General features: G+C 44.9%; 13 protein-coding genes. 7 read left to right on the plus strand and 6 right to left on the minus strand.

The window, feature by feature from the left end:
* Positions 1-24 precede the first annotated feature (24 nt).
* The 4 genes from ABIX36_RS08065 to ABIX36_RS08080 all read left to right on the plus strand — a co-directional run bounded on the left by ABIX36_RS08065 (position 25) and on the right by ABIX36_RS08080 (position 3,596).
* Complete coding sequence (locus ABIX36_RS08065; protein ID WP_348081655.1) at positions 25-390, plus strand: helix-turn-helix transcriptional regulator; 366 nt, start codon at positions 25-27, stop codon at positions 388-390.
* Positions 377-1,012 carry a hypothetical protein gene (locus tag ABIX36_RS08070; RefSeq protein WP_348081656.1) on the plus strand — a complete coding sequence of 212 codons (636 nt, stop codon included), beginning with the start codon at positions 377-379 and terminating at the stop codon, positions 1,010-1,012. Before ABIX36_RS08065 ends, ABIX36_RS08070 begins: the two co-directional genes overlap by 14 nt.
* A 391-nt stretch (positions 1,013-1,403) precedes the next feature.
* The gene (locus ABIX36_RS08075; protein WP_348081657.1) at positions 1,404-2,771 is read left to right on the plus strand and encodes an exonuclease domain-containing protein; all 1,368 of its coding nucleotides are present in this window, start codon (positions 1,404-1,406) and stop codon (positions 2,769-2,771) included.
* Positions 2,772-3,062: 291 nt separating this feature from the next.
* Positions 3,063-3,596 (plus strand): pyridoxamine 5'-phosphate oxidase family protein, encoded by a 534-nt coding sequence (locus ABIX36_RS08080; RefSeq protein ID WP_348081658.1) that lies wholly within the window; start codon positions 3,063-3,065, stop codon positions 3,594-3,596.
* Between the two features lie 70 nt (positions 3,597-3,666).
* On the opposite strand, the gene ABIX36_RS08085 is transcribed toward ABIX36_RS08080, so the two are convergent.
* The 5 genes from ABIX36_RS08085 to pyrF all read right to left on the minus strand — a co-directional run bounded on the left by ABIX36_RS08085 (position 3,667) and on the right by pyrF (position 8,715).
* A complete protein-coding gene (locus ABIX36_RS08085; RefSeq protein WP_348081659.1) occupies positions 3,667-4,449 on the minus strand; it encodes an MBOAT family protein in 783 nt (260 codons plus the stop codon).
* A 5-nt stretch (positions 4,450-4,454) separates the two neighbouring features.
* Entirely contained in the window at positions 4,455-4,874 is a 420-nt protein-coding gene (locus tag ABIX36_RS08090) for a hypothetical protein (RefSeq protein WP_348081660.1), read from the minus strand.
* A gap of 332 nt (positions 4,875-5,206) precedes the next feature.
* On the minus strand, positions 5,207-7,183 hold the full coding sequence (locus tag ABIX36_RS08095) for a S9 family peptidase (protein ID WP_348081661.1): 1,977 nt from the start codon (positions 7,181-7,183) through the stop codon (positions 5,207-5,209).
* Between the two features lie 180 nt (positions 7,184-7,363).
* Entirely contained in the window at positions 7,364-7,804 is a 441-nt protein-coding gene (locus ABIX36_RS08100) for a hypothetical protein (protein ID WP_348081662.1), read from the minus strand.
* A gap of 80 nt (positions 7,805-7,884) precedes the next feature.
* Positions 7,885-8,715, minus strand: coding sequence for an orotidine-5'-phosphate decarboxylase (gene pyrF, locus ABIX36_RS08105; protein ID WP_348081806.1), 831 nt, complete (start codon positions 8,713-8,715; stop codon positions 7,885-7,887).
* Between the two features lie 251 nt (positions 8,716-8,966).
* Here pyrF and rho point away from each other — a divergent pair, with 251 nt between their 5' ends.
* The 3 genes from rho to purS all read left to right on the plus strand — a co-directional run bounded on the left by rho (position 8,967) and on the right by purS (position 11,722).
* The gene (gene rho, locus ABIX36_RS08110; protein WP_348081663.1) at positions 8,967-10,601 is read left to right on the plus strand and encodes a transcription termination factor Rho; all 1,635 of its coding nucleotides are present in this window, start codon (positions 8,967-8,969) and stop codon (positions 10,599-10,601) included.
* Positions 10,602-10,692: 91 nt separating this feature from the next.
* Positions 10,693-11,433, plus strand: a complete 741-nt coding sequence (gene pssA / locus ABIX36_RS08115) for a CDP-diacylglycerol--serine O-phosphatidyltransferase (RefSeq protein WP_348081664.1) — start codon at positions 10,693-10,695, stop codon at positions 11,431-11,433.
* 31 nt (positions 11,434-11,464) lie between these two features.
* On the plus strand, positions 11,465-11,722 hold the full coding sequence (gene purS / locus ABIX36_RS08120) for a phosphoribosylformylglycinamidine synthase subunit PurS (protein ID WP_348081665.1): 258 nt from the start codon (positions 11,465-11,467) through the stop codon (positions 11,720-11,722).
* A gap of 160 nt (positions 11,723-11,882) precedes the next feature.
* Here purS and ABIX36_RS08125 read toward each other — a convergent pair whose 3' ends face one another.
* Positions 11,883-12,260: an Hpt domain-containing protein gene (locus ABIX36_RS08125; protein ID WP_348081666.1), complete on the minus strand. Its 378-nt coding sequence runs from the start codon at positions 12,258-12,260 to the stop codon at positions 11,883-11,885.
* Positions 12,261-12,268: the final 8 nt, after the last annotated feature.

Genomic DNA, 12,268 nt, shown 5'->3' on the forward strand with positions numbered 1-12,268 from the left:
AGATTTAAGATGTATTAAAATACGATGCAACACATAGCTATGAATAGTACCGAATTATTAAAAGGAACGCTGAGCACCATCATTCTTAAGTTGCTGGAAGAAAACGGCAGAATGTACGGTTACGAAATTGTGCAATTGGTTAAACAGATGTCGGGCGAAAAAATACTGATAAAAGAGGGCTCGCTTTACCCGGCGCTGCATAAACTGGAGGCAGACAAATTGTTGGTGGCCGAAGAAGTGTTTATCGGTAAAAGGGTGCGCAAATACTATAGCCTTACAACATCCGGGAAAACGTCGGCTCAAGAATCGGTAGACGAGCTACTGGAGTTTTTACAAACCATACATAACCTTATAACAGCCCAACCGCCAAAAACGTATGGAGCAGCTTAACGACAAGCAGGTATCATTTATTCTCGACCGTATTATGGCCGATGGGGTTACCGATGAGAACCTCCAAAATGATTTGCTTGACCATTATTGCTGTTTTATTGAGGAAAGATTGTTGCCTGGGGCTGATTTTGAGGCGGTTTACGACATTGCTTTTCAAAATATAACGCCCAACGGCATGCACGAAATTCAACAGGAACTGTATTTTATCTTAAACTTTAAAAAACAAACAACTATGAAACGTATCATTTATTTCAGCAGTTTTATAACCTTATTTCTCACTTCTACAGGTATAATGTTCAAAATCTTACATTGGCCGGGCGGTCCTGTTTTAATTTTGATCTCCCCTTTTTTGGTGATGTTAACATCAGTTATTTTGTTTTCAAACTCGATGACGCATTGGAAGTCGCATTCCCGCATGTACAATATAAGGGTAGTTACGGGTTTCGCTTCCGCATTACTGATAGCAGGCGGCATGATTTTTAAATTACTTCACTACGCCGGGGGTGCCTTCCAGGTAGTAACGGGTGTTTTTTTGCTTAACCTAATATTTTTACCGATTTTCTTTTATGGCTTATACAAACAGGCAATAGAAAACACCTCAAAAACATTGATCAATCCGTGATCACGGTACACATCCACCGATTTTAAAACCAACGAGCGTCCCGATAAAATATCGATAGGTTTGTTGATTAGAGATTTGTTATCTGCAATAATAAAAGTTCCGGTAGTTAGGCTTCGGGACTTTTAATCACCACATCCTTGCGAAGCACGAAGCAATTTCCAGATCAGCAGGGCGGTTATGCAAATCCACTAAACGCGCGGGGGAATTGTGCGATTCCCCTCTTGAGAGGGGGCGGAGGGGTGTGTTCGCGCGTTGCAAAGTTGGCAAACACGCCCCTGCCACCGCTCATTCCCGCCCGCCCCCTCTCGAGAAGGGAATCGAAAATTCTACGCTCAACTTTTTTCACCCCTCTCAACTAAATATATTAGCAAAATTGTATTACATTTGAAATATGTACGCAATTGTGGATATTGAGACTACGGGGGGGCATGCCAGCGCGAATGGCATTACGGAGATTGCGATATGCATCCACGACGGTAAAAAAGTTACCCGCCGTTTCGAGAGCCTGGTGAACCCGCAACGCGATATCCCGGTGTATATCCGGGCCTTAACCGGTATCACCAACGAGATGGTGAGCACCGCACCGCTGTTTGAAGATGTGGCACACGAGATCTACCATCTGCTAAAAGGCCAGATCTTCGTAGCCCACAACGTTAATTTCGATTATTCTTTTTTACGCTACCACCTCCATACTGCCGGCTACGAATTGAATGCTAATAAGCTTTGCACGGTGAGGCTTGGGCGCAAGATCATGCCGGGGTTGCTATCGTACAGTTTGGGTAAGCTTTGCTCGCACCTGGGCATTGGCAACACCAGCCGCCACCGTGCCATGGGCGACGCGGAAGCAACCGCGCAGCTATTTTCATTATATCTTAAAAGCGACACCGCCAACCATATAGGGCAAGCCCTGAAACTAAACTCGAAAGAGCAGCGTTTGCCGGCCAATTTGCCAAAAGCAGATGTGGATGCCCTGCCCTACTGCCCCGGTGTGTATTACTTTCACGACGAAAAAGGCAAAGTGGTTTACGTAGGTAAGGCCAAGAATCTTAAAAAACGGGTATGCAGCCATTTCACCGGCAACAATGCCGGCCAGCAGCGGCAGGAATTTTTAAAAAGCATTCACCGCATTAGTCACCAGGTTTGCGGTACCGAACTAATTGCCTTTGTACTGGAAGCCGTGGAAATAAAACGCCTGTGGCCAAAATATAACCGTTCGCTTAAACGGTTCGAGAACACTTATGGGCTTTATGCCTACGAGGATCAGCGCGGTTTCCTGCGTCTGGCGGTGGATAAGCACCGCAAGCACATGCCATCGGTATATGCCTGTAACTCGCTGTTGGAAGGTTATAACCTGCTTAATAAGCTGATAGAAACCTTTAGCCTGTGCCCAAAAATGTGCTTCGTTCAAAAGAACGACCAGCCATGCACGGGCAATAACGTAAACGCCTGCGCCTGCGAAGGCCACGAAACACCCGACGAATACAACATCAAGGTAATCGCAGCTATAGATGAACTGAAGAAAGCCCTGCCCACCTTTGCCATCCGCGATGAGGGTCGCAACGGAGAAGAGCATAGCTGTATCCTGATTGAAGAAGGCCGTTTTTACGGCATGGGCTACATCTCCCATTACTTTGACGCCAACAACATCCAGCAACTTAAAAACTACCTCACCCCCTACCCGGGTAACGATTATATTAAAAACATTGTAACGGGTCACGCCAGCAGATTTCCCGAGCGCAAGGTGAGTTTTGCGGTGTAATTAAAACACGCGTCATCGCGACGCACGAAGCAATCTCTACGCTGTGCATCACCGCCTTGTAATTGCTATTTGCTTATCGGCAATTACATAAACGCCATGCATATTGCCTACCTGTCCTACCGGGAGATTGCTTCGTTCCTCAAGGACGGGGTGGCGAATTTCTCTAACTCTTCCAACCTCTCTTAACTTTTATAACTCTTCCAACCTTTCTTAACTTTTTCCAGCCTCCACCCAAACAATTAAATTTCTCGTAGGTTAATATATTATCATTTAAAAATACATTAACCTGTTATGGATAGCATTAATCAACAACAACCCGAAGATAATTTTGAGAACCTGGAAGGCAACAAGGCCTGGAAAAAACTAAAGGAAATGGCCGAAGGTACCAGTTGCTTTTTTTGCAGCGATATTAAAACCGGGCTGCCTTTTTCTACCCGCCCTATGTCGCCCCAAAAGATAGACGACAATGGCGACCTATGGTTCCTGAGCGCTAACGACAGCCACAAAAACGCGGAGATCTTGACAGACCCAATGGTGCAGTTGCTGTTCCAGGGTTCTAAATATTCAGACTTCCTGAACGTTTACGGTATAGCCGAAGTAAGCGAAGACAAAGAAAAAATAAAAGAATTATGGGAACCCATCCTAAAAACCTGGTTCACAGAAGGCGTAGACGACCCGCGCATCTCGGTTATCAAAGTAAGCCCAACGCAAGGTTACTACTGGGATAACAAGCACGGCAACGCTGTCGCTTTTGTAAAACAACTGGTAGGCGCTGCCATTGGCAAAACGCTTGATGATTCTATAGAAGGGAAACTTCAACCCTAACCTTTGTTGATAAGGCTGGCCCGGGTACTCCTATTTAGGTATGCGCTAATAACCCGGCCGGCGTATTCAACTATATATGCAACCCCACCATAGGCCATACGATCAGGCTAAGCGCCAGTTCATGCAACAGGCCAGAAAATATAAAAGATACCATCAACGCGATAGCAACGCCCGTCTTGTTTTTCAACGGGCGAAATATTGCCACAGACGTCATTTCGCTGAAAGCGATGTTCCAGCGTTTGCTCCAAAGTTCGGTAAGGCTTAAAGCTTTTGCCGGCTGCCGGAATAGATAATAGGTATTTACGCCCGAGAAACGCCACATCCCCGCGCTGATACTTAGAAAACCAAAATGCAGAATAAGGCTTAACCCAACCAGCAGCAACGCGGTTACCACCATATAAGTTAGCATGGCATTTAAGTGTAATGCAACCACACCGTGTGCTATAGCGATGAGCAAACCGCCGGCAATTATCCTACTCGCACCAAATTTCACCATCGCGCCGCCGCCGGGTAAAGCTTGTTGGCCAAGTGTCTCAAACGGCTGTGCACGCATCCCCACCCATCCTATGGCATAGGTAAGCCATTGTTTAAAGCTAAGCGTAAGAGGTCGGTTTTTGTAACCCTCTGTTACGGCTATAACCTTCATCCCGCTAAAAGTAGTCGCGATGACAGCCAGCATTTTGAGGATAGGATGATCGGGAAGGAATATAAAGTAAACAAGCGCTATACTGATTACAAGCATTACCCAACCGGCAAATAGCCATTGCTTCTTCAGAAAAACATAGCCAACCAATATGATCGCCAGGTTTATAAGGGCAAAATATAAGAGATGGATGAGTAAATGAATATTCATACCTGTTAAAAATTTAGGTAAAAGACCCAACTGTAAATGATACTGAGGGATATGAAGAGCGTTACCAAAACTATTTCGGCAAGTTTACTGAGCTTATCAGCCGGGAAATTACTCCTGTCGAAATAAAAGAATTGGGTAAGTACTCTTGATACCCAATAAACTGCAATAAAACCGGTAAGAAGCAATGCCAGTTGGGAGCCGTTGAGCAACTCATGTGCGGCAAACAACGAAACCAGCCCCAGGCACAGGTTTATCACCAAAATATAAGCACCATGAACCCAAACCATTTGTTTGATAAGGGTTTGTACTTTCGCCAGTTCAGGGTTCCAGCCCAATACCTTCGGTATGGCTACACTGCCGGCGGCCAACACTATTTGTGCCAGCCCGGCTAATTGGAGGATCTGAGATGCTAATGCTTTATCCATTGCGTTGGTTATTTAGTGCGACAAATGTAATTATAATTCTGAACTTTCAAAATATATTGAAAATTAAATTATCGACAGCCGGATAAAAACCCCTAAATCAATTGATGCCACGGTTAGTAGTCTCAAAACCGCTCCATTAAGGCAATGACATAAACATTATCATAATAAAATTACAGATAAAAAAGTACAAAATATGTTAACCCTGCTAAAATACAATAGCTTGATTACGAGATTATTGTAAAATCACTTTTGAAATTATGTTAAGTTATGTTAACCCTGATCAAATGCTTACTTGGAGCAAAAACGCCAGCAATGAGGCAATCGCGCGCCTATTATTTCAAATACTTATCATACCATTTTATATACCGTTCCACCCTATCTACCTGGTAACTGGGAATGCTGATGCCGTGGTTTTGGTTGGGATAAAGTATCAATTCAGCTTCTACGCCAAGCGATTTTAGCGCCTGGTACATCTGCTCGCTACCGGCGGTAGGCACGTTAAAATCCTTCAGGCCCGACATAAACAGCACCGGCGTTTTTATCCTGTCGGCATGTAAAAACGGGTACGAGATCTTGTTGTACACCTCCATGCTTTTCCAGGGCTGGCCCAATTCGTTATCATACTGCAGAATGTATTGGTCTATACCGTAATTGGCAATTTGCAGGGCGCTGCCGGCGCCGCTTGCCGCTGCTTTAAAACGGGTATCGCTGGCTATCAGGAAGTCGGTAGTGATACCGCCGTAACTCCAGCCGCCCACGCCCAGTTTATCAGGGTCGGCAATACCGCGTTTTACCAGTTCATCAACCGCGCCGTGCAGGTCAATCACTTCTTTGTTACCCCAATCGGCAGCTATTGCCTTAGTATAATCTATACCCCGGCCCGAGCTGCCACGGTAGTTAACCGCCGCTACAGCATAGCCTGCGCTGGCCAATACCTGGCAGGTACCATCAAAGCTATAATCATCCTGCGCTACGGGGCCACCGTGTACAAACAGGATGAAAGGCATCTTTTTGGTGCTGGTGCTATCGGGGCGATACAGCACGCCCGACACTTTCGTACCATCTTTACTTGTAGATTGAAAGCCGGTAACCTGCGCCAGTTGTACTTTGCTCAGCCATTCCTGTTGCTGAAAGGTAAGCCGACGCAGTTTGCCTGCTTCCAGTGCATAGATCTCCTGGGGCACATATGGGTCGCTTAAAGTTGCCACCCAGTTGCCTGCGCTATGGGCTGTAATATCGCCCATGCTTACTTTGCCACGGGTAGCAGGTATAATGCTTATCTTTTTGTTTGCGAGGGTGTACGTAGCGGCATAACGCTCGCGGTCGTCATCTACTAAAAATGCAATGCTTTTGCCGTCTTTGCTCCATTCGGGGCTGTCTACCGGGCGGTCGAGCTGCTTGGTAAGCACTTGGTTACCGCTACCGTCGGCATTTATTATACACAGGATGTTTTGGTCGTACATATTGTACCCTTCGCTATCCTGGCGGAGGTAGGCAATGGTTTTACCATCGGGACTAATTTTTGGACTAATATCGTGCCCTTTCCAAGTAGTTAGTTGCTTAACATTTCCGTTTGTTTTGGCCTCCACCACAAAAATATCGGTATTCTCGCTCCTGTCAGGGTCGGCATCGTGGTTGCTCACAAAAACAATGCTTTTGCCATCCGGGCTCCACGTTGGCGAGCGTTCGTCAAACTTACCTTTGGTTATGGTATCCAGTTTTTTGGTGTTGATATCAAAAACATATAGATGGTTTCGCGCATCTTCCAGGTAGCCCTGGTAATCCTGTTTAAAGTGGTAGCGGTCTACCACTATCGGCTTTGGCGTTTTTGGCGCTTCCTTGCCTTTGTTGTCGGGGTCGCCTATCACAATAACTACTTTGCTGCCATCCGGGCTCCATTCATAATCGCCCAGGTTGCCTTTTATATCGGTTACTTTTTTAGCCTCACCACCGCGGCGGTCCATCAGCCACAGCTGCGATCCGTTCTTCGATTCGCGCGATGATAAAAACGACAAATAAGCGCCATCCGGGCTCCACCGCGCCTTCGAGGCAGGCTCGGCACCATGTGTAAGCTGGATAGAAGTTTTACCGTCCCAGCTTTGCATCCAGAGGTGCGATACGCGTTTATCCTTAGCGGTATCCACGGTAGAAACGCCATAAGCCACCCACTTGCCATCGGGCGAAACCTGCGGGTCGCTTACAGATGGGATCTTATAAAAATCTGTCGGCTTAAATGGTTTTTTATCGGTTTGAGCGAATGCGGAGGATGCCAGCGATGCGGCTAAAAGCAGCGTAAGGTATTGTTTCATATCAAAGCATTAGATTGGGAGGTAATTTAAGGAAAAGAGGCTGGAGATTAGAGGCTGGAGGTTAGTTTTGAAGCATTTTTAAACAAACTCACAAAAATATTACATATGCCTCCTATCAAAATCTCCCAAAACAAGAAGGGTTGAAATGCCGAGGGTTATGAAGATTTTAAATTGAGGGGATTATAAATCAAAGTCGCTAATATTGATTCTATCGCCAACAGGGCCATAGAAGCTTGTTTTCATTATCATCTGTGCGATGTCCGGCTCCAAATCGGATAAACTCAACGGAATAACCGGTGATGCAACCAAATGATAATTGAGTTCGGAAAAATTGCTTAAAACGGTTTTATCGAAAGCGAAAAATCCCTTTTTAGCCATCTCTTTAAAATCGGCCAAATATCTTTCGTCAAAATCAGGAACGATTTTATTTAGGTTTGGATTGATAACAACGGTTGATACGGAGTATAACATCTTGCAATGAGCCGCAATAATGGATGTGTCAAAACTCGAGGAAATAGATAAGGGTAGCTTACCACCTCCGGATGCTACAAAAGCAATATGCCGACCATTGGTAAAAAACCAATCAATATCCGACGTTTGCTGCTCAATTTCTGAAATCATATAAGTTTATCCAAAGAGTTATCAACGGCGCAAGGAGTTTCGATACCCTACCCAACCCCTAATCAACAAACCTCTAAACCCTATATCACCCCCGCCTTCTCCAACTCCACCTGCATCTGCTGTTGCAAACTCAAGGCTTCTGCCCGTGCCGCTTCGGCAAAGTCTTCGCCATTACTGGCGTAGATGATAGAGCGGGAGGCGTTTACGATCAGTCCGCAATCTTTGGTGATTCCGTATTTACACACCTCTTCAAGGCTACCGCCTTGTGCGCCTATGCCGGGTACCAGTAAAAAATTATCGGGTGCGTATTGGCGTATATTGGTAAACTCGGTGCTTTTGGTGGCCCCTACAACAAACATTAGCCTGTCGGCACCGGCCCAGGTATTGGCCTTTTGTATCACGGTTTCGTACAGGTAACCTTCACCGGTATTGAGGTATTGGAAATCTTTACTCCCTATCGATGAGGTAAGCGCCAGGATGATCACCCACTTGCCATCGTACTTTAAATAGGGTGTAACGCTGTCGTTACCCATATATGGCGTCACAGTAATGGCATCAAAGCCCATCCCGGTAACGTCTTCGTTAAAAAATGCCTTGGCATAGTTATCAGAGGTGTTGCCGATATCGCCGCGTTTGGCATCTATAATAGATAAACAATCTTTCGGCAGGTATTCGTAGGTGGATATCAGGGTTTGCAATCCTTTCATCCCGCGGCTCTCATAAAAGGCGGCGTTTGGCTTGTACGCGATGCACAGATCCTTAGTAGCATCAATAATACGTTTGTTGAATTCAAAGGCCGGATCGGGATATTCTTTCAGGAAATCGGGAATTTTATCTACATCGGTATCTAATCCCACACATAAAAATGTTTTCTTTTGTTTTATCTGTTGTATAAGTTGCTGGCGGGATATCATGGAGGGTTATTTTATCAAATGCCAAAAGTCTAAAAAAATATGCGAATGCTGTTATTTTTTTATTAAATTTGCATTTTAAGAATATTTCATTAAAATTGCACTGTTATCCCCTGCATCTTCTTGCACACAAGAAACAATTTTTATCACCACGTCGTTATTTCTGATACTTACCTGGCTTAAATTTTGCATATACAGGGTTGCGAAACAATCTTTCAACTAAAAAATCCTTTTGAACTATAATTCATATCATGTCTGATACAATCGAATTGAACGACAAACTCGTTTCTGAGTTGCGCGACATTGCTAAAAGTTTAGGTATTGCCACAGCAGATGAGCTAAGAAAAGCCCAGCTGATAGTTGCAATAGTAGAACAACAGCAACTAATAGAAGCCGCCCGCAACCAGCAGAGCACCGTCGAAAATAATTACGCTCCCAAAACTGCTCCCGCAGAAACTGAAGCGCCAGAAGCCGAAGAAAAAACACGCAAAAGAACCCGCGTGGTAAAAGCTAAGAACGAACCAAGGGTAGAAGTACCTTTAAACGATACCAACTTATTTGAGCAGGAAGAAGACGAGGCGGAGAACAACAACCGTGGCAATAACACCCCTGCAGTTTCGGCTACAAGTACCGAAACCGAAGAGGAACAAGCCATACGTGCTGATCAATTGCCTGCTGCCGATACCCGCCCTCAAAAATTTGAGCGCCGCGTTAATAATACCGGTAACGGCCCTGCGCAAAAAAACCAGGAACCCGCCATTAACATGGATTTTGACAACGTAATTGTAAACGAAGGTGTGCTGGAAATTATGCCCGATGGCTATGGCTTCCTGCGCTCATCAGATTATAACTACCTCACATCTCCGGATGATATATATGTATCGCAGTCGCAAATAAAATTGTTCGGCCTTAAAACCGGCGATACGGTGCGCGGCAGCATCCGCCCTCCAAAAGAAGGCGAAAAATATTTCCCATTGGTACGTGTTGAGGCCATTAACGGCCGGATACCCGCCGAAGTGCGCGACCGTGTACCTTTCGACCACTTAACCCCGCTTTTCCCGTCCGAAAAACTGAGCCTTTTCACTGATGCTGGTAACTATTCTACCCGTATTATGGACCTGTTCTCTCCTATCGGTAAAGGCCAGCGTGGTTTGATCGTAGCGCAGCCAAAAACGGGTAAGACCATGTTGCTGAAGGACGTTGCTAATGCGATTGCCAAAAACCACCCCGAAGTTTACCTGATCATTTTACTGATTGACGAACGCCCTGAGGAGGTTACGGATATGGCACGCAGCGTACGTGCCGAAGTGGTATCATCAACCTTTGATGAGCCTGCAGAGCGCCACGTAAAAATTGCCAATATTGTATTAGAGAAAGCAAAACGCATGGTAGAGTGCGGACATGATGTTGTTATCCTGCTGGATTCTATCACCCGTTTGGCTCGTGCTTATAACACTGTTGCACCAGCATCCGGTAAAATATTATCGGGTGGTGTGGACGCTAACGCGCTGCATAAACCAAAACGCTTTTTTGGTGCGGCCCGTAACATCGAGGATGGCGGTTCGTTAACCATCATCGCTACGGCACTTACCGAAACCGGTTCTAAAATGGATGAGGTTATCTTTGAAGAATTTAAAGGTACCGGTAACATGGAGCTGCAGTTGGATCGTAAATTATCAAACAAACGCATCTTCCCGGCTATCGATATTACCGCATCGAGCACCCGCCGCGACGACCTCTTACTTGACCGCGACACATTACAACGTATCTGGATACTGCGCAATCACCTTGCCGATATGAATTCACAGGAGAGCATGGAGTTTTTACAGGCCCAGATAAGGGGTACTAAAACCAACGAGGAGTTCCTGATTTCGATGAATTCATAATATATTTATATGTATGGAGTTATAATTTAGCACAATGTTAATTTATAACTCCATGTTTTTTATAAAAATAATGATACCTTCATAACCAATTATGAGGAGGCGAGTAAAAAAACATCTTCCGAATGCCATAACATGCGCAAATCTGTTTAGCGGCTGTGTGGGCATCGTGTTTGCTTTCCAGGATAACCTGGTAATTGCATCCTATGCCATTTTTTTGGCGGCCATATTTGACTTTTTCGACGGTTTTGCCTCCAGGGTGTTAAATTCGACCTCCTGCATTGGTAAAGACCTTGATTCGTTGGCAGATATGGTAAGCTTTGGTTTTTTACCCTCGGCCATTATGTACGAGCTGCTTTTACAGGCGCCGCAAACCGGCATAAGCACCTGGCTTAATTTTATCGCCTTCCTGATCCCGGTATTCTCGGCACTAAGGCTGGCCAAGTTCAATACTGATACCCGCCAGGCCGAAAGCTTTATTGGCCTCCCTACCCCGGCAAACGCCATCCTCATTGCATCGTTCCCGCTGATATTAGAGCAATATGATGGTTTGGATCGTTATATTTTAAACCCTTATGGTTTAATGAGCTTTATTATAGTGATGTGCATCCTGCTGGTGGCCGAAATACCGCTTATGTCGCTAAAATTCAAGAACCGCGATTTCAACAAAAACTTTTACCGTTATTTATTGCTGCTGTTTTCGGCAATACTCATACTATTTTTTAAATTTGCGGCAGTTCCGGTGGTTATTGTAATGTATATCACCTTATCGTTAATCCAACTAAAATTTGCCGACGATACCATCATGAGCGGTTCGCACAGAAAATCCGTTTAAGGTAGTATCCTCCTAACACACAATCAAACAGATGAAAAAGTTCCTGGCCGAAATTGATGTAATGCCGAAAAAAGAAATTCTTGACCCGCAAGGCAAAGCCGTAACCGGCAGTATGAAGAATTTAGGTTTATCCGAAATTCAGAACGTGCGCATAGGCAAGCACATTTCCCTCGAAATTGAGGCCGATAGCACCGAAATCGCCAACGCAAAAGTTGACGAGGCCTGCAAAAACCTACTGGCTAACCTAATAATGGAAAGCTATAGCTTTAAGCTGGAAGAAGTAGCTTAAGGGAAGAGGAAAGAATCAACAGACAAGAATCAAGACAAAAAAGAATTCTCATAAAATAGAAGAGGCAACCACTTATGTGATTGCCTCTTTTTATTTAGGCGACAATTATTTGCAGATAAATTGCCTTTTTATCTTGATTCTTGTCTCTTGATTCTAAATCTTAAAGATTCGCTTCCTTCTCTATTTTAATTTTATTCAGCTCAATCAGGTTTTTGTTTACCATGGTTTTTACCTGGTTAAACGTCGCGATGATCTCGGTTGGATTTGCGGCACCTGTTTTGCAGGCTATCTCTACCTCTTGTATGGTAGCCTGGCACCAAGGCATACCAAAAAAACCTAAATTTGGTTTCAGCTTGTGCGATGCCTGTGCGGCAACTACCCAGTCCTGTGCGTTAATGGCATCGGTAATGGCGGCCAGCAGCTGTGGGGTTTGGTCTAAAAACATGGCTATCGAATCAACAATAAAGTCGTCGGCACCATCGGCTATTTCGTATAAAAAAGCAAGATCAAGGTCTTGTGCTGGTATGTTATCGGCCATCGTACAGG

This window comes from Mucilaginibacter sp. (assembly GCF_039925265.1).
Classification (GTDB): domain Bacteria; phylum Bacteroidota; class Bacteroidia; order Sphingobacteriales; family Sphingobacteriaceae; genus Mucilaginibacter.